The following is an 18,469-nucleotide window of genomic DNA, read 5'->3' on the forward strand; positions in this document are numbered from 1 at the left end:
CCTGGCATGCGGAGGCACCGTGACCCCTGGGGGGCCGTGGTGCCTGGCGACGTCCTCAAGACAACCAGCCCCGACCGATGTCCGCAATGACCCCTTTTACTAGTTGTGGCCGCATTGGGGTGTTTGCCGGTTCGTGTGAGCTGGCTCTCAATCCGCAGGTCAAGGCATGGATGCGTGTCCAAACATGCCCGTTTTCGTCCACTATCGCGGGTAGTGAGTGACGTGCGTCATGTGGGGTGCTTCACCGGTTCCGCGACACTGCGCGCACGCGGGTTCACGGTGCGGTGGGGTGAATGTGACCGCGGTCTCGCCGGAATGTATTTGTACAACCGCCCGTCGGCACCGCACTGTTGGCGCGGCATTCGTTCATACGGTCAGGAGTTTCGGCTTGTCCTCCCACATCCCCGCTCCCGCTCACGTCGTCGACCCAGCCGGTGGCTGCCCGCACGCCCTGAACGCCGAGCTGCGGGCCTCGGGGCCCGTCGCGGACGTCGTGCTGCCCGGCGGGGTGCCCGCGGCGGTCGTCGTCGGGCACGACGCGCTCAAGGAGTTCCTCTCCCACCCCGATGTGGCCAAGGACGCCCGCCACTGCCCGGCGCTGAACGACGGCACTATCCCGGCGGACTGGCCGCTGCGGGTCTTCGCCAACGCCCAGGGCATGCACACCGCCGACGGTGCCGACCACCGCCGACTGCGCTCGCTCGTCGGCAACGCGTTCACCGTCCGCCAGGTCGAACGGCTGCGACCGCGCATCGAGGAGCTCACCGCCGCCCTCCTCGACGACCTCGGACAGGCCGCCGCCGAGGACCCGGAGGGCATCGCGGACCTGCGTACGCACTTCGCGCTGCCGCTCCCGCTGAGTGTCATCTGCGAGCTGCTCGGTGTGGACGCCGAGTATCGCGCTCGGCTGCACGACCTCACGTACACCGTGATCATCGCCACCGACACCACCCCGGCGGAGGTGATGGCCGCCGTACGCGAGCTCGTCGAACTGCTCGGCACGATCGCGGCCGCCCGCAGGACCGCTCCCGGCGACGACCTGACCAGCGCCCTGATAGCCGCTCGCGAGGACGGCGGCGACCGGCTCAGCGAGGCCGAGCTCATCGGCACGATGCGCCTGATGCTGGTCGCCGGCCACGAGACCACGCTCAACCTGATCAGCAATGCCGTACGGGCCCTGTGCACGCACCGGGACCAGCTGGCGCTGGTCCTGGAGGGCAGGGTCACCTGGTCGGACGTGGTGGACGAGACGCTGCGCTGGGACGGTCCGGTCAGCTGGTTCCCCTTCCGCTACCCCACCCGCGACCTGGCCCTCGGCGGCACCGTCATCCCCCAGGGCACCCCGGTCCTCGCCGGTTACACGGCCGCCGGGCGGGACGAGGCGTTCCACGGCCCGGACGCCGACCGCTTCGACGTCACCCGGCCCGGCGCGGCCCGGCACCTCTCCTTCGGCCAGGGCGTGCACTACTGCATGGGCGCCCCGCTCGCCCGCCTGGAGGCGACCATCGCCCTGGAACGGCTCTTCACCCGTTTCCCGGACCTCGACCTCGCCGTCCCCGAGGCCGAACTGCCCCACCAGCGCAGCTTCATCGGCAACAGCGTCCAAGCGCTCCCGGTCCGCCCGGTCCGACGCTGAAGCCCGTCTCCCGCCCGCCCGACGAACAGCGGCAAGCGGATGCGGAGGGCGGCGGGACGCACGTACGCTGGGCCGGCCCCGCGTCGGACTCCGGCAGGTCGGTGCCCGGGGCACGGCTCGGCACACTGATCGCGGACGGCCGGAACATCAAGGACGTGTACGCGGCCGGGTGGCCGACGGGGAGAGGCGGGCGAACGCGGTGGACTCCTGGAAACGGGCGCGAGGCATCCTCGACGGTGCGGGGATCCCGCCCGAGCGCCTGGCCCGGGTGCGCCCGCTGAGCGGCGGCACGTACAACACCGTCGAGGAGCTCGTGCTCACCGACGGCAGCCGCTGCGTACTGAAGACCGCGCCGGACGCTCCGGGGCTGCGCTACGAGAGCCGACTCCTCGTCTCCGAGGCGGAGTTCTACCGTCGTGCCGAGGAGGCGGGGGTGCCGGCGCCCCGCCTTCTCGCCCTGGACGACGACAACACCACGCTGTTGATGACGGCGTGCCCCGGCACCCCCTGGGACGGCTCGCTCACCGAGGCCGAACAGGCAGGCCTGCGAACCGAGTTGGGTGGTCAGGTGGCCGCCCTGCACCGGGTCACCGGACCGGCCTTCGGATACCCGTCCGGTGCGCTCGGCCCGCTCGCGGCCGACTGGCGGACCGCCTTCACCGGAATGCTCGACGCGGTCCTCGACGACGCGCGCCGCTTCGAGGCCAGGCTGCCCAGGCCGACTGCCGAGATCGACCGCGGGCTCCGTGCCGCGTACGACGCGCTCGACGAGGTCACCGTGCCCGCCCTCGTCCACTTCGACCTGTGGAGAGGCAACGTCCTCGTGGAGCGCCCGGCCGAGCGGGAACGGTCGGCCGAGTCGGTACGCCCGGCGGACCCGGTGCGCATCGGCGGACTCATCGACGGCGAGCGCATGCTCTGGGGCGACCCCCTGGCCGACTTCGTCTCCCTGGCCCTCCTGGGGAACATCAGGAACGACGAGGCCTTTCTGGCCGGCTACCGGGAGGCAGGCGGTCGCACCGGGTTCGACCCACCGGCCCTTCTCCGCCTCGCCCTCTACCGTGCCTACCTCTACCTGATCATGCTGGTCGAGACGGTCCCCCGGAAGATGGGGGAGGACGCCCTCCGGTGGCGGGAGGAGGAGGTCGCCCCACAACTCGTCGGGGCCCTGGACGAGATCCGGGAAGCGACCTCCTGACCCACGGACCGCGGTCAGTCGTCGCCGACCCGGGGCTTCGCGTCGGCCACGACCGTCGGCGCGGGCGGGTCGGACGGCTTCGACGAGCTGATGGACACCCGGCGGGATGTGTCCGGGCTCATGCCGGTCAGGGCCCGGGCGACGGCTGCACGGCAGTTGCGGGTGAACCGGAGCCAGGGACGGGACAGTTCCCGCGGCCAGAGGGCCGCGACGGCGGCCGGCACGCCCCACAGCCCTATCCAGGCAGTGGTCCACCAGCCCGGGTCGCGCCGTCCCGCTCATCGCACACGACACCGGGCGATCCCCCTCGCAGTCCCCTGCTCCACTCTGACCGGAGACCAACAGCCTTCCATGGCGGCGTACTTGGCGGAATCTCCCGTCACGCGTGTCCGTCGCTTCGTCAACACGCCGATATCCACAAGGGAGATGAGCAACCGGACCCCTGCTATGGTGCGCCGGTGTCATCGATCAAACAGTTCCAAGTCACCTTCGACTGCGCCGAACCCGAACGTCTCGCCCGCTTCTGGTGCGAGGTCCTGGGGTACGTGGTGCCCCCGCCGCCGGGGGGATTCGCCACGTGGGACGCGTACAACAGCTCCCAGTCCCCGGAGGATCGGGATTCATGGTTCGCGTGCGGTGATCCCTCGGGTGTCGGCCCGCGGCTGTACTTCCAGCGTGTCCCCGAAGGGAAGGTCGTCAAGAACCGGGTGCATCTCGACGTGCGGGTCGGCACCGGTCTCATGGGTGAGGAGCGCCTGGCCGTACTCGAAGCCGAGTGCGCACGACTGGTCCCGCTCGGCGCCGTACGCGTACGACTCCTCTACGACGGCAACGACTCCTGCATCGTCATGCAGGACATCGAGGGCAACGAGTTCTGCATCGACTGACCGCCCCGTGAATCGACGGGGTGGAGACAGCCAACAGATGTCCCGGGACCCGGACAGCGACGCCTGACCGGGTCATCGGAGGTTCCGCCGCCCGAGCAGGGGACCCGCACCGGTCTTCCTCGGGCGTCGCGGCGCCGAGGAGTGGCGTCCTGCACCACCGCGGGGGCTCCGAGCCGTCGGCGCGCATGGCAGGATTCCGTCATGCGCTGCGACGTCTGTGATCACGAGATGACGAGGTGGGGGAGCGCACCGTCGCGATGGTGTCGCGAGCGCTGGGTCTGCACGTGGTGCTACGCGGTGACCGAGTTCGGGACCCCGGACGCCGAGATCAGCCGCCCCGGGCACTGTCCCTGGGACATCCGGTGGGAGGCGGCGTGGACGGACATGCTGCCGGACGCCCACCGCCACGCGTACGGCTACTTCCACCGGACGCTCTGCGGGATCGAGAAACCGGACATGACCGGCTCCCAGTTCGGCATGTGGGGCGGCTACCCCGACGAATGCCCCGACTGCAAGGTCGCGGCCCTCGCCATCGACGCGCGGTGGCCCGAGGAGCGACGTGACGGCTTCCGGGTGAGCGTCCCGGCCGTACCCCGGCCCCGGCCCGAGGACCAGCCCGGATACGTCCGGCCGGCGGACGAACTCGGTCGGCCGGACATCCGGCTGCCGCGGACCCCGGCGCGCTCGACGACCCGCGTCCTCGCGACCCGTCCTCCCGCGCACGCGCACCCCGAGGACGGATTCCGCCGGATCGGCGACGGCCCCGCCGCGGTGCGCCTTCCGGCGTTGTGGGCCGGGTACGGCATCGAGCCCTACCGGCCGTACGACGGACAGGGGCGCGCCTTCGCGTGGTTCCGGACCTATCCGCTGGACACGATTCCGCCGTTGGACGAGGAGTCCTTCGTCGGCGACTTCGCCTGGTTCGGCGACATCGGTGATCCGCTCGACCACCGGACGGCCGTCACGGATCCGATCGAGGCCGCTCTGGCGAAAGACGGTCTCGCGCTTCCCGCGGACTTCACGGCGCTGATCACGCGGGCCAACCTGCACCGCTGCCTCGACCGCGAGGGCGGCGGTGCCTGGACCGACGTGTCCGGCCCGCTGTCCAGTCCTGCCGACCCGGCCGACCGCATGGTGCTCTTCTTCCGCGATCAGCAGAGCTGCGTCATGTGGTACCTCTACCTGCACCACGACGGACAGTCCGCCGTGGTCTGCTCGGACCGGGACTTCACCAGGGAACGCGCGGCCGGATACGGGCCCGACGGCGAGATCTTCTGGACCGCGCCGAGCGTGGAGAGCTTTGCCTACCGGTTCCTGGTCGAGGCGCGACTCTCGTCCGCCGTGTACGACAAGGAGCGGGCCGGAGATCTCGATCCGGAACTCCTCGCCTACCTCGCGCACTACGTGCCCGGTCCGGGCCGGCCGTAGCGTCGCCCCGGGTTCAGCGCGTCCGCTGCCCGGAACCGGGCGCGGTGCGCACACGGTCCGTGGGTTTCGGGGCGGCCCGGGTCGTCGACCGCTCGCCCAGCCAGGCCAGGCAGGTGAGGACGAACAATCCCTCGGCCATCAGGGACAGGGGGCCGTACGGCGGTTCCCAGCCGGGTTCGTAGTAGCCGCCGGGCAGGCCGACGGTGCGTGACAGCAGGAAGCCGGCGATCATGCCGAGGCTGACGGTCGCCCCCGTCAGCCAGGCACCCAAGGCGCGTTTCGAGGTCGCCAGCGCCGCCGCCACGAGCAGCATGACGGCACTGCCCACGGCGAACAGGACACCGATGTAGAACTTCTCCTCAAGATGATCGGGGATGAGGAGACCGTGCAGCACCACATTGCCCAGGGCGCAGCAGACTCCCAGTCCGCGAAGGGTGACGTCGGTGACAGAGGCCGAGGTCATGGTGGCTCCCGTTGTTCCTGAGTACGGAGAAGACCGGCCCGGGCACGAGCGAAACCGTCAAGATCCCATTGCGCGTGAGGCGTCGCCTCCTCTGAGGTGATACGCGAGCGAGGCTCGAAGGGATTGCGCCACGGGAGGCGACCCGGCGCGAGCAGCAGGGCAGCGCTCCGGTCACAGCGCCGCGGGCCGGGGCCGGTCGGCCCCCTCCCGGTCGGTCCGTACGGCCCCTCCACCTGGTGCGGGTGGGCCCGTCCGGGCCGGTCCGGGTGGCCGGAAACAGGGGCCCACCAGCTCATCTGCGCGATCGGGTGGGCGATGCCACGCTGGTAGTACACCCGAGCCGCTAGAGCCCGGCTGTTTCGGCACACCGCTGACGAAAGGTGATCCGATGACCAGCCGCCGTAAGAAGGACGGCCAGCACACCTCCGAAACGGGCCCGACCGCGCCGACGGCCGCGGCTCCAGTCGCCAAGAACGATCCGAACGAGGTCGACCGGGCCGTGGACGAGCTCGTCGCGCGTGGTCTGGAGGCGTTGGAGGAGTACGCCGACTACACGCAGGAACAGATCGACCACATAGTGAAGAAGGCGAGCCTGGCCGCACTCGCCGAGCACACCGGACTCGCCATGATGGCGGTCGAGGAGACCGGGCGCGGTGTCTTCGAGGACAAGGCCGTCAAGAACATCTTCGCCTGCGAGAACATCACCAACTCGATGAAGGGCGTGAAGACGGTCGGAGTGATCCGCCGTGACGACATCGACGGGATCGTGGAGATCGCCGAACCCGTCGGGGTGCTGGCGGGCGTCACCCCCGTCACCAATCCCACGTCCACCACCATTTTCAAGGCGCTGATGGCGCTGAAGACCCGCAACCCGATCATCTTCGGCTTCCACCCGGCCGCTCAGAAGTGTTCCTCCGAGGCCGCCCGGATCGTCCGGGACGCGGCCGTGAAGGCGGGCGCCCCCGAACACTGCGTGCAGTGGATCGAGCATCCCTCCAAGGAAGCCACCAGCGCCCTGATGAACCATCCCGGGGTGTCGTCGATCCTGGCCACCGGCGGCAACGCGATGGTCCGGGCCGCCTACAGCTGCGGCAAGCCGGCGCTGGGCGTCGGGGCCGGCAACGTGCCCGCGTACATCGAGAAGAGCGCCGACATCCAGCGCGCGATCAACGACGTGGTGCTGTCGAAGACCTACGACTACGGAATGGTGTGCGCCTCGGAACAGGCGGTGATCCTGGACCGGGAGATCCGCGACGCGGCCATCGAGGAGTTCCGCAAGCTCAAGGCGTACCAGACGAACGAGCACGAGAAGGCGCTGCTGGAGCAGTACCTGTTCGGTGTCGCCGAGGGTGCCGGACGGGACTGCGCGGGCGCCCAGCTGAACGCCGCCATCGTCGGCCAGAGCGCGGTCGCCATCGCGAAGGGCGCGGGCTTCGAGGTACCCGAGGACACTTCGGTACTGCTGGCCGAGGTCTCGGAGGTCGGTATCGACGAGCCGCTGACCAGGGAGAAGCTCTGCCCGGTGCTGGCCGTCCTGACGGTGGACAGCCGGGACGACGGCGTGCGGCTGGCCACGCAGATGGTGGAGTTCAACGGTCTGGGCCACTCGGCCGCCGTGCACACCGAGGACGCGGCCTTCGCCGAGGAGTACGGGCACGCCGTGAAGGCCTGCCGGGTGATCTGGAACGCGCCCACCTCGCAGGGCGGCATCGGTGACGTCTACAACGCGTTCATGCCGTCGCTGACCCTGGGCTGCGGCTCGTACGGCAGCAACTCGGTCTCCGGCAACGTCACCGCGCTCAACCTGATCCAGATCAAGCGCATCGGGCGGCGGAACAACAACATGCAGTGGTTCAAGATCCCCCCGAAGATCTACTTCGAGCGCGACTGCATCAAGTACCTCGCCGATGTGCGCGGCTCCCGCAAGTTCGTCATCGTCACCGACAAGACGATGGTGGAGATCGGGCACCTGGAGCGGATCCGTGACGTCCTGGGCCGTCGCAGCGAGATCCCGGAGATCCGGGTGATCGACAACGTCGAGCCCAATCCGAGCCTGCGTACCGTGCAGAAGGGCGCCGAGATGATGCGCCACTTCGAGCCGGACACCATCATCGCGCTCGGCGGCGGCTCGCCGATGGACGCCGCCAAGGTGATGTGGCTGATGTACGAGCACCCGGAGCTCGAGTTCGCGGACCTGAAGGAGAAGTTCTTCGACATCCGCAAGCGCGCCTTCACCTTCCCCGACCTGGGGGAGAAGGCCAGGCTGGTGTGCATCCCGACCACCTCGGGCACCGGCAGCGAGGTGACCCCCTTCGCGGTGATCACCGACACCGAGACCGGCCAGAAGTACCCGCTGGCCGACTACGCGCTGACCCCGAGCGTGGCGATCTGCGACCCGGCGCTGACCATGAGCATGCCCAGGGCCGTCACCGCCGACTCGGGCTTCGACGCGCTGACCCACTGCCTGGAGACCTATGTCTCCGTGTACGCCAACGACTTCACCGACGGACTGGCGCTCCAGGGCATCAGGCTGATCTTCGACAACCTGGAGAAGGCCGTCAACGAGGGCCCGACCAACCCGGTGGCCCGGGAGAAGATGCACAACGCGGGCACCATCGCGGGCATGGCCTTCGGCTCCGCCTTCCTCGGCGTGGTCCACGCCATGGCGCACACCCTGGGCGCCACCTTCCACGTTGCCCACGGCCGCACCAACGCGCTGCTGCTGCCGCACGTGATCCGCTACAACGGCGGCAACCCCACCAAGGTCACCGGCTGGCCCAGGTACCGCAGTTACATCGCGCCCGAGCGCTACCAGGACGTCGCCCGGATGCTGGGCCTGCCCGCCGCCACCCCGGAGGACGGGGTGGAGTCCCTGGCCCTGGCGGTGGAGGAACTGCGCGACAAGGTCGGTATCCCGCGGTCGTTCAAGGACGCCGGAGTCGACGAGGCGGCCTTCCTGGACGCCCTGCCCGAGCAGGCGATGAACGCCTACGAGGACCAGTGCGCGCCCGCCAACCCGAGGCTGCCGATGCTGGCCGACATGCAGGAGCTGATGCGTACCGCCTACTACGGCGATCCGGTCTGAGCCGACCGGCCAACTCCGAACTCCGAACTCCGAACCTCGACACCGAACTTCGAAGGAGTCGTGCATCGATGACCACGCAACAGCAGCGGCCGACCCGCAGCGCCTGGGACGGCTTCCGGGGCGGTCTGTGGCGGGACGAGATCAACGTACGGGACTTCATCCAGCAGAACTACACCCCGTACGAGGGGGACAGCTCCTTCCTGGCCGGTCCCACCGAGCGCACCACGGCGGTCTGGAAGAAGATCACCGACCGCTTCCCCGAGGAGCGCGCCAAGGGCGTCTACGACGTCTCGTACGACATCCCGTCCACCATCACCGCCCACCCGCCGGGTTACATCGACAAGGACCGGGACCTGATCGTCGGGCTCCAGACCGACGCCCCGCTGAAGCGGGCGATCATGCCCTACGGCGGCTGGCGGATGGTGGCCGGGGCGCTGGAGACGTACGGCTATCCCGTCCTGCCCGAGCTGGAGCGGGTGTTCACCCAGTACCGCAAGACCCACAACGCCGGGGTGTTCGACGCGTACACCCCGGACATCCGGGCCGCCCGGAAGGCCGGCATCGTCACCGGTCTGCCCGACGCCTACGGCCGCGGCCGCATCATCGGCGACTACCGCCGGGTCGCGCTGTACGGCGTGGACCGGCTGATCAAGGCCAAGCAGGAGGAGAAGGCCGACCTCGACGCCATGCCCCACGACGCGTCCCGGCTGGAGGAGGTCATCCGCGAACGCGAGGAGATCGCCGAGCAGATCCGGGCGCTGGGCGAGCTGAAGGAGATGGCGGCCTCCTACGGGTACGACATCTCCGGGCCTGCGGCCGGCGGCCGGGAGGCGATCCAGTGGCTGTACTTCGCCTACCTCGCGGCGGTGAAGGAACAGAACGGCGCGGCGATGTCGCTCGGCCGCACCTCCACGTTCGTCGACGTCTATCTCCAGCGGGACATCGACGCAGGGGTGTTGGACGAGAGCGAAGCCCAGGAACTGGTCGACGACTTCATCATCAAGCTCCGGATCGTACGCTTCCTGCGCACCCCGGAGTACGACGAGCTGTTCTCCGGCGACCCGACCTGGGTGACGGAGTCGATCGGCGGCATCGGCGCGGACGGCCGCACCCTGGTCACCCGCACCTCCTTCCGCTATCTCCAGACCCTGTACAACCTGGGTCCGGCGCCCGAGCCCAACATGACCGTGTTCTGGTCGCCGGCGCTGCCGCAGGGCTTCAAGGACTTCTGCGCGCAGGTCTCCATCGACACCTCCAGCCTCCAGTACGAGTCGGACGAGCTGATGCGCCCGCGCTTCGGTGACGACACCGCCATCGCCTGCTGTGTCTCCGCGATGGAGGTAGGCAAGCAGATGCAGTTCTTCGGTGCCCGGGTCAACCTCGCCAAGACCCTGCTGTACGCCATCAACGGCGGCCGGGACGAGAAGTCCGGCGCCCAGATCGGCCCGGCCACCGGGGCGATCACCTCCGAGGTGCTGGACTACGACGAGGTGCTGGCCCGCCTCGACCAGCAGATGGAGTGGCTGGCCGAGACCTACGTCCACGCCCTCAACGTCATCCACTACATGCACGACAAGTACGCCTACGAGCGGCTGGAGATGGCGCTGCACGACCGTCACATCCGGCGCACCATGGCGTGCGGCATCGCCGGGCTCTCGGTCGCCACGGACTCCCTGTCGGCGATCAAGTACGCCCGGGTGATGCCCGTGCGCGACGAGAGCGGGCTGGTCGTGGACTACCGCACCGAGGGCGAGTACCCGGCGTACGGCAACAACGACGAGCGGCCCGACGCCATCGCGGTGTGGCTGGTCGAGGAGTTCATGCGCAAGGTGCGCAAGCACCCCACCTACCGGGGCTCCGAGCACACCCAGTCGGTGCTGACCATCACCTCCAACGTGGTCTACGGCAAGAAGACCGGCAACACCCCCGACGGCCGCCGCGCCGGCGAGCCGTTCTCCCCGGGCGCCAACCCGATGAACGGCCGCGACACCCACGGCTACGTCGCCAGCGCGCTGTCGGTCGCCAAACTCCCCTACGAGCAGGCCGAGGACGGGGTCTCGCTCACCAACACCATCACCCCCGACGCACTGGGACGCACTCCCGAGGACCGTGTCCGCAACCTCGCGGGTGTCCTGGACGGCTTCGTCACCTCCCAGGGCTTCCACATGAACGTCAACGTGCTCAACCGCGACACGCTGCTGGACGCGATGGAGCACCCGGAGAACTACCCGCAGCTGACCGTCCGGGTCAGCGGCTACGCGGTCAACTTCGTGCGGCTGACGCGAGAGCAGCAGCTGGACGTGCTGAGCCGCACCTTCCACGGCTCGCTGTAGCCACCCCCTCCCGGGGAACGCGCCCAGCGCGTTCCCCGGGAGAGCCATCCGTCCATCCGGACACGGGACGCCAGGAGGCTTCGTGATGAATCTGATCCAGCCGGGCGCCCTGCTGCCCCTCATCCCCGTCAGCACCGACAACCCCGCCGAACAGGCCGCCGTACTGCGCGGCACCGGGCCGGTCAGCGGCTCGGTGCACTCCTGGGACCTGTCCACCGGTGTGGACGGCCCCGGTACCCGCTTCGTCGTCTTCCTCGCCGGCTGCCCGCTGGCCTGCCTGTACTGCCACAACCCCGACACCATGCGGATGCGCAACGGCAAGCGCACCACGGCCGACGCGATGGTCGAGGAGGTGAAGAAATACGTCACGTTCATCCGGGCCGCGGGCGGCGGATTCACCATCAGCGGTGGCGAGCCGCTGCTCCAACCGGATTTCACCGGCGAGATCCTGCGCCGCTGCCACGACGAACTGGGCCTGCACACCGCCCTGGACACGTCCGGCTTCCTCGGCGCCCGCGCCTCCGACACGCTGCTGGAGAGCGTCGACCTGGTGCTGCTGGACATCAAGTCCTGGGACCGGGAGCTGTATCTGCGCCTGACCGGACGCCAGTTGGAGCCGACCCTGGCCTTCGCCCGCCGACTGGCCGACCTCGGCAAGGAGGTCTGGGTGCGCTTCGTCCTGGTCCCGGGCCTGACCGACCCGCGGGAGAACGTGGACGGGGTCGCCTCCTTCGCCGCGTCCCTGGGCAATGTCAGCCGCGTGGACGTCCTGCCCTTCCACAAGCTCGGCGCCGCCAAGTGGGAGGAACTGGGCATGGAGTTCACCCTCGCCGACACCCCCGTCCCCACCGCCGCCCAGGTCTCCGAGGCCCGCTCCGTCTTCACCTCGTACGGCCTGTACGCGGTCTGATCGCCCGGCCGGTGCGCTCGTCAGGGGGTGGGTCCGGGCCGGTCAAGTGCCGTGTGCGGAGCGCCCGTTGTGGTGCCTGTTCGTCGGGTCGGACGCTTCTTTGTCCTCTCAGTGGAAAAAGACTGCGGTAAAGCGTGCACAGCTTCTTCCCAGGTTCGGCTGTCGCTGATACGTTCCCTGTCGAAAGCCCGACACTGGTGGCCGAAACTGGCGGGGAGGGGCACGTGAGACGCATGACTGCTCGACCGGCGAACACGCATCAGGCTCGTCTGCTGAAGCTGCTGCGTGACGGTGGCCCCAACTCCCGTGCCCAACTGGGCGACCGGATGGACCTCTCACGGTCCAAGCTGGCCGTCGAGGTGGACCGGCTGCTGGAGACGGGGCTCGTGGCGGCCGACGGACTCGCCGCCTCGCGCGGCGGCCGCCGCTCCCACAACATCCGACTCAACCCGGACCTCAGGTTCCTCGGCGTCGACATCGGCGCGACCTCGGTCGACGTCGCCGTCACCACACCCGAACTGGACATCCTCGGCCATCTCAACCAGCCGATGGACGTCCGCGAGGGTCCGGTCGCGGTCTTCGAGCAAGTCCTCGACATGGCAGGGAAGTTGAAGGCCGCGGGGCTGGCCGGAGGGTTCGACGGCGCAGGCATCGGCGTCCCCGGACCGGTCCGCTTCCCCGACGGTGTACCGGTCGCCCCGCCGATCATGCCGGGCTGGGACGGCTTCCCCGTGCGGGAGGCGCTCAGCCAGGAGCTCGGCTGCCCGGTCATGGTCGACAACGACGTGAACCTCATGGCCATGGGGGAGCAGCACGCCGGAGTCGCCCGCACCACGGCCGACTTCCTCTGCGTCAAGATCGGCACCGGCATCGGCTGCGGCATCGTCGCGGGCGGCCAGGTCCACCGGGGCACGACCGGCAGTGCCGGCGACATCGGCCACATCCAGGCCGTGCCCGACGGTCGGCCCTGCGCCTGCGGCAACCGGGGTTGTCTGGAGGCCCACTTCAGCGGGGCGGCACTGGCCCGCGACGCGATGCAGGCGGCCCAACAGGGCCTCTCCGTCGAACTCGCGGGCCGGTTCGAGACGAACGGCACCCTCACCGCCGCCGACGTCGCCGCGGCGGCCGCGGCGGGGGACGCCACCGCGCTCGAACTGATCCGTGAGGGCGGCACCCATGTCGGCCAGATCATCGCCGGACTCGTGTCCTTCTTGAACCCCGGCCTGGTGGTGATCGGCGGCGGGGTGACCGGCCTCGGCCACAACCTGCTCGCCGCCATCCGCACCCAGGTCTACCGCCAGTCACTCCCGCTCGCCACCCGCAACCTGCCCATCGTCCTGGGGGAGTTGGGCCCCAGCGCCGGCGTCATCGGCGCGGCCCGACTCATCAGCGACCACCTCTTCTCACCCGCGTAAGGCCCACAACAGCTCCGTACCGCGCCGACCTCCGTCAGCGCGAGCGACCTTCGTCCACCACGCCCACTGACTCGTGTAACAGTTCACTGACTCGTGTAACGACGTAACGACGCCTTTCGTCCGTACGGCACCCAGCCCTGCCCTCCGAGCCGCAGCACGCCTGTCCGGCCGCAGGCGCGGCACGCCCTGACACCGGCCCGCACGTTTGCCGAGGGGAACCCACATGGCACAAGAACCACCGCTGCTCAGCATGTCCGGGATCGCCAAGTCGTTCCCCGGTGTCCGCGCCCTGGACGGTGTCGACCTCGACGTCCAGGCGGGGGAAGTGCACTGTCTGCTCGGCCAGAACGGCGCCGGCAAGTCCACACTCATCAAGGTCCTGGCCGGCGCCCACCAGCCGGACGAGGGCACCATCAGCTGGCGCGGCGAGCCGGTCACCCTGCGCTCGCCCATCGCCGCCATGCGCCTGGGCATCGCCACCATCTACCAGGAACTCGACCTGGTGGAGCACCTGTCGGTGGCGGAGAACGTCCACCTCGGGCACGAGCCGACCACCGCCGGCTTCGTCGTCCGCGGCAGGACGGCACGAACGTCGACGGCCGCGCTGCTCAAGCGACTCGGCCATCCGGAGATCGACCCCGCCCGCCTGGTCGGGGAGTTGTCCGCGGCCCAGCAGCAGATCGTGTCCATGGCCCGGGCCCTCTCCCACGACGTACGGCTCATCGTCATGGACGAGCCCTCCGCCGCCCTCGACCCCGACGAGGTGGACAACCTCTTCCGGATCGTCGCCGACCTCACCGCCGACGGCGTCGCCGTCGTCTACATCTCGCACCGCCTGGAGGAGATCCGGCGCATCGGCGACCGGGTGACCGTGCTCAAGGACGGGCGGGCGGTGGCGGGCGGGCTGCCCGCCAAGACCACCCCGACCCGGGACGTGGTCGCCCTGATGACCGGCCGCAACGTCGAGTACGTCTTCCCGGAGCGGCCGGAGCGGGAACCCGACGCCGAACCCGTGCTGCGGGTGCGGGGCCTGGCCCGCGACGGCGAGTTCGACCCGCTCGACCTCGACCTGCGGCCCGGCGAGATCGTCGGACTGGCCGGACTGGTCGGCTCGGGCCGCTCGGAGATCCTGGAGACGATCTACGGCGCCCGCAGGCCCACGGCGGGCAGCGTGTCCGTCGACGGGCGCACCCTGCGCCCCGGGAGCGTCCGCTCGGCCGTGGGCGCCGGACTCGGACTGGCGCCGGAGGAGCGCAAGGCGCAGGCCCTGCTGATGCTGGAGTCCGTCACCCGCAACGTCTCGGTCTCCTCCCTGTCCCGCTTCTCGTGGGCCGGCTGGGTCGACCGGCGCGCCGAACGCGGCGCCGCACGGGCCGCCGTGCGGGAGTTGTCCCTGCGGCCCGACAACCCGGAGGTGCCGGTCCGTACCCTGTCCGGCGGCAACCAGCAGAAGGCCGTCCTGGCCCGCTGGCTGCTGCGCGGCTGCCGGGTGCTGCTGCTGGACGAGCCCACCCGCGGCGTCGACGTCGGAGCCCGCGCCGAACTGTACGCGGTGGTACGCCGCCTGGCCGACGACGGGCTCGCCGTCCTGCTGGTCTCCAGCGAGGTGCCCGAGGTGCTGGGCCTCGCCGATCGCGTACTGGTGCTGCGCGAGGGCCGGGTCGTGCATACGGCGCCCGCCCGTGAACTGGATGAACACCGTGTCCTCGACCTCGTCATGGAAGGAACCCCGGCGTCATGACGCAGCCCGTCTCCCCGCCTAGGGACACCGCCGGCAAGATACCGCCGGTCGGCCGACTCACCCCCTGGCGCGCCCTGCCGGCCCGCGCCGACGTCCGCACCCTCTCCCTGCTCGGGGTGCTCGCCGCGCTGGTCGTCATCGGCGGCATCACCAAACCCGACGAGTTCCTCGACACCCGCAATCTGCAACTCGTCCTCACCCAGGCCTCCGTGATCGGCGTGGTCACGGTCGGCATGACCTTCGTCATCACCTCCGGCGGCATCGACCTCTCCGTCGGCGCCATCGTCGCCCTAGCCTCCGTCTGGGCGACCACGGTCGCCACCCAGGAGTACGGTTTCGCCGGCATCCTCTTCACCGCGATGCTCGTCGGCCTCGGCTGCGGACTGGTCAACGGACTGCTGATCGCCTACGGCGGGATGGTCCCCTTCATCGCCACCCTCGCCATGCTGGCCTCGGCGCGCGGACTCGCCCTCCAGATCACGGACGGCAGGACGCAGATCGTCAGCATCGACAGCGTCCTCAAGCTCGGCGAGCGCGACTCCTACGTGCTGGGCATCCCGCCGCTGGTCCTGGTCTTCGCACTCGTGACGATCGCCGGCTGGCTCGCGCTCAACCGCACCACCTTCGGCCGCCGCTCCGTCGCGGTCGGCGGCAACGCGGAGGCCGCCCGGCTCGCCGGTATCGACGTCCGCCGCCAGCGGCTCTACCTCTACCTGCTGTCCGGGCTGTGCTGCGGCATCGCCGCCTTCCTGCTGATCGTGCTCTCCGGCTCCGGCCAGAACACCAACGGCAACCTCTACGAACTCGACGCCATCGCGGCCGCGATCATCGGCGGCACCCTGCTCAGCGGGGGTCGCGGCACCATCACCGGCTCCGTGCTCGGCGTCCTGATCTTCACCACCATCACCAACATCTTCGCCCTGAACAACCTCCAGAGCGACGTCCAGCAGATCGCCAAGGGCGCCATCATCGTCGCCGCCGTCCTGGTGCAGCGCCGCACCGCGAGCACGAACTGAGGAAAGGGTTCACCGCCATGTCACACACCACCAGTCGCAGAGGACTGCTCTTCGGAACCGCGGCGGTCTCCGCGGGAGCCCTGCTCACGGCTTGCACGAGCAACGACACCAAGGACGACAAGACCGCGGCGAACAACCAGCCGGCCGCCGACGACAAGCCCGGCAAGCACGTCACCATCGGCTTCGCCGGACCCCAGGCCGACCACGGCTGGCTGAACGCCATCAACGACAACGCCAAGAACCGCGCCAAGAAGTACTCGGACGTCTCCCTGGAGGTCACCGAGGGCTCCAACGACACCGCCCAGCAGATCGGCCAGATCGAGACCCTCATCAACAAGAAGGTCGACGTCCTGGTCGTACTGCCCGCCGACGGCAAGGCGCTCACCCAGGTCGGCCTCAAGGCGATGCGCGCCGGCATCCCGGTCATCAACCTCGACCGCATCTTCAACTCGGCCCAGGCCTACCGCTGTTACATCGGCGGCGACAACTACGGCATGGGCCTCAACGCCGGCCGCTACATCGGCGAGAAGCTCAAGGACAAGCCGAACGCCCGGGTCGTCGAGCTCGCCGGACTGGACAACCTGGAGCTGACCAAGCAGCGCACCCAGGGCTTCGACGACGCCCTGAAGAACTACCCCAACATCCAGAAGGTCGCTCGCCAGGCCGCCGAGTTCACCGTCGAGTCCGGCCAGGCGAAGATGGCGCAACTCCTCCAGGCGCAGTCGAAGTTCGACGCCCTGTGGAACCACGACGACGACCAGGGCGTGGGCGCGCTGCGGGCCATCCAGCAGGCCGGACGCGACGACTTCCTGATGGTCGGCGGCGCCGGCGCGCTCTCCGCCTTCCAGGCGATCAAGCAGGACGACGGGGTGCTGAAGGCGACCGTCCTGTACCCGCCCACGATGGCCGCCTCCGCCATCGACCTCGCCCGCGCCCTCGGCCAGGCCAAGGGGGTCGGAGGCCTCGCCGAGTTCGAGATCCCCGCCTCGATCACGCTCTACTCGGCCGTCGTCGACAAGACCAACGTCGACCAGTACATGTCCACCGGCTTCCGGTGATCGGACCCGCCCGCACCCCCCACCGCGCTGGGGGCGCAAGCCCCCCAGCGCGCCACGACCGACAGGAGGACGAGCGCATGGAACAGCCGCAGCCGTCAGCGGAACCACAGTCGCCACCGGGCACCGGGAAGCCGCCGCTGCGCGTCGGCATGGTCGGCTACGCCTTCATGGGCGCCGCCCACTCACAGGGGTGGCGCACCGCGGGCCGCGTCTTCGACCTGCCCCGGCAACCGGTCCTGGCCGTACTGTGCGGACGGGACGGCGCGGCGGCGCGTACGGCGGCCGACCGGCTCGGCTGGGCGGCCGTGGAGACCGACTGGCGGGCGCTGATCGCCCGCGACGACGTCGACCTCGTGGACATCTGCACCCCCGGTGACAGCCACGCCGAGATCGCCCTGGCCGCGCTGGCCGCCGGCAAGCACGTCCTGTGCGAGAAGCCCCTCGCGAACACCGTCGACGAGGCCGTGACGATGACACGGGCCGCCGATGAGGCGTACGGTCGGGGACGGCTGGCGATGGTCGGCTTCAACTACCGCCGGGTGCCGGCCACCGCGCTCGCCCGCCGGATGGTCGCCGACGGCCGGCTCGGCACCCTGCGGCACGTGCGGGTGGCGTACCTCCAGGACTGGCTGACCGACCCGGGCTTCCCGCTGACCTGGCGGCTGCGCAAGGAACTCGCGGGCTCCGGCGCGCTCGGCGACCTCGGTGCCCACATCGTCGACCTCGCCCAGTACCTGGCGGGGGAGCGGCTGGCCGGGGTGTCGGCGCTGACCGAGACGTTCGTACGGGAGCGGCCGCTGCCCGGTGGCGCCGGCAGCGGCCTGACCGCGATGCCCGCGGCCGGCACCGGCACGGTCACGGTGGACGACGCCGCCCTGTTCACCGGCCGGTTCGCCTCCGGCGCCCTCGCCTCCTTCGAGGCCACCCGGTACGCCACCGGCCGCAAGAACGCGCTGCGCATCGAGCTGAACGGCGAACGTGGCTCCCTCTGCTTCGACCTGGAGCGGCTGAACGAGCTGTGGTTCCACGACGCCACCGACCCCGGCGCCGAGGCGGGCTTCCGCCGCATCCTCGTCACCGAACCCGACCACCCCTACATCGACGCCTGGTGGCCGCCGGGCCACGGCCTCGGCTACGAGCACACCTTCGTCCACCAGGTACGCGATCTCGTCCACGCCATCGACGAAGGCCGCCGCCCCGACCCCTCCTTCGCCGACGGACTCCAGGTGCAGCGCGTCCTGGCGGCGGTGGAGGAGAGCGCCGGGAAGAACTCCGTCTACACGCCCGTCGCGGACTGAA

The 18,469-nt window shown here is 70.0% G+C and carries 13 protein-coding genes; 12 read left to right on the plus strand and 1 reads right to left on the minus strand.

Going from position 1 to position 18,469, the window contains the following annotated elements; genetic code table 11:
- Positions 1-388: 388 nt before the first annotated feature.
- The 4 genes from FNH09_RS24805 to FNH09_RS24820 all read left to right on the plus strand — a co-directional run bounded on the left by FNH09_RS24805 (position 389) and on the right by FNH09_RS24820 (position 5,149).
- Positions 389-1,636 (plus strand): cytochrome P450 family protein, encoded by a 1,248-nt coding sequence (locus tag FNH09_RS24805; protein WP_152891656.1) that lies wholly within the window; start codon positions 389-391, stop codon positions 1,634-1,636.
- A gap of 199 nt (positions 1,637-1,835) precedes the next feature.
- Positions 1,836-2,834, plus strand: a complete 999-nt coding sequence (locus tag FNH09_RS24810) for a phosphotransferase (RefSeq protein ID WP_162469050.1) — start codon at positions 1,836-1,838, stop codon at positions 2,832-2,834.
- A 458-nt stretch (positions 2,835-3,292) separates the two neighbouring features.
- Positions 3,293-3,721 (plus strand): VOC family protein, encoded by a 429-nt coding sequence (locus FNH09_RS24815; RefSeq protein WP_162469046.1) that lies wholly within the window; start codon positions 3,293-3,295, stop codon positions 3,719-3,721.
- Between the two features lie 297 nt (positions 3,722-4,018).
- Complete coding sequence (locus FNH09_RS24820) at positions 4,019-5,149, plus strand: hypothetical protein (RefSeq protein WP_152891658.1); 1,131 nt, start codon at positions 4,019-4,021, stop codon at positions 5,147-5,149.
- A gap of 13 nt (positions 5,150-5,162) precedes the next feature.
- Here FNH09_RS24820 and FNH09_RS24825 read toward each other — a convergent pair whose 3' ends face one another.
- Entirely contained in the window at positions 5,163-5,612 is a 450-nt protein-coding gene (locus FNH09_RS24825; protein WP_152891660.1) for a hypothetical protein, read from the minus strand.
- A gap of 388 nt (positions 5,613-6,000) precedes the next feature.
- Here FNH09_RS24825 and adhE point away from each other — a divergent pair, with 388 nt between their 5' ends.
- The 8 genes from adhE (at position 6,001) to FNH09_RS24865 (ending at position 18,468) form a co-directional block, all read left to right on the plus strand.
- On the plus strand, positions 6,001-8,697 hold the full coding sequence (adhE, locus tag FNH09_RS24830; protein WP_152891662.1) for a bifunctional acetaldehyde-CoA/alcohol dehydrogenase: 2,697 nt from the start codon (positions 6,001-6,003) through the stop codon (positions 8,695-8,697).
- 68 nt (positions 8,698-8,765) lie between these two features.
- Positions 8,766-11,030 (plus strand): formate C-acetyltransferase, encoded by a 2,265-nt coding sequence (gene pflB / locus FNH09_RS24835; protein WP_152891664.1) that lies wholly within the window; start codon positions 8,766-8,768, stop codon positions 11,028-11,030.
- A gap of 85 nt (positions 11,031-11,115) precedes the next feature.
- On the plus strand, positions 11,116-11,940 hold the full coding sequence (pflA, locus tag FNH09_RS24840; RefSeq protein ID WP_152891667.1) for a pyruvate formate-lyase-activating protein: 825 nt from the start codon (positions 11,116-11,118) through the stop codon (positions 11,938-11,940).
- A 233-nt stretch (positions 11,941-12,173) separates the two neighbouring features.
- On the plus strand, positions 12,174-13,355 hold the full coding sequence (locus FNH09_RS24845; protein ID WP_152891669.1) for an ROK family transcriptional regulator: 1,182 nt from the start codon (positions 12,174-12,176) through the stop codon (positions 13,353-13,355).
- A 223-nt stretch (positions 13,356-13,578) separates the two neighbouring features.
- The gene (locus tag FNH09_RS24850) at positions 13,579-15,096 is read left to right on the plus strand and encodes a sugar ABC transporter ATP-binding protein (RefSeq protein WP_152891672.1); all 1,518 of its coding nucleotides are present in this window, start codon (positions 13,579-13,581) and stop codon (positions 15,094-15,096) included.
- Positions 15,093-16,112: an ABC transporter permease gene (locus FNH09_RS24855; RefSeq protein ID WP_152891674.1), complete on the plus strand. Its 1,020-nt coding sequence runs from the start codon at positions 15,093-15,095 to the stop codon at positions 16,110-16,112. The genes FNH09_RS24850 and FNH09_RS24855 overlap by 4 nt, the downstream gene beginning before the upstream one ends.
- A 17-nt stretch (positions 16,113-16,129) precedes the next feature.
- On the plus strand, positions 16,130-17,170 hold the full coding sequence (locus FNH09_RS24860) for a substrate-binding domain-containing protein (RefSeq protein WP_152891677.1): 1,041 nt from the start codon (positions 16,130-16,132) through the stop codon (positions 17,168-17,170).
- A gap of 77 nt (positions 17,171-17,247) precedes the next feature.
- On the plus strand, positions 17,248-18,468 hold the full coding sequence (locus tag FNH09_RS24865; protein WP_152891679.1) for a Gfo/Idh/MocA family protein: 1,221 nt from the start codon (positions 17,248-17,250) through the stop codon (positions 18,466-18,468).
- The last annotated feature ends 1 nt before the right edge of the window (position 18,469 follow it).

The sequence above is a fragment of the Streptomyces adustus genome (assembly GCF_009377175.1).
GTDB classification, from domain to species: Bacteria; Actinomycetota; Actinomycetes; order Streptomycetales; family Streptomycetaceae; genus Streptomyces; species Streptomyces adustus.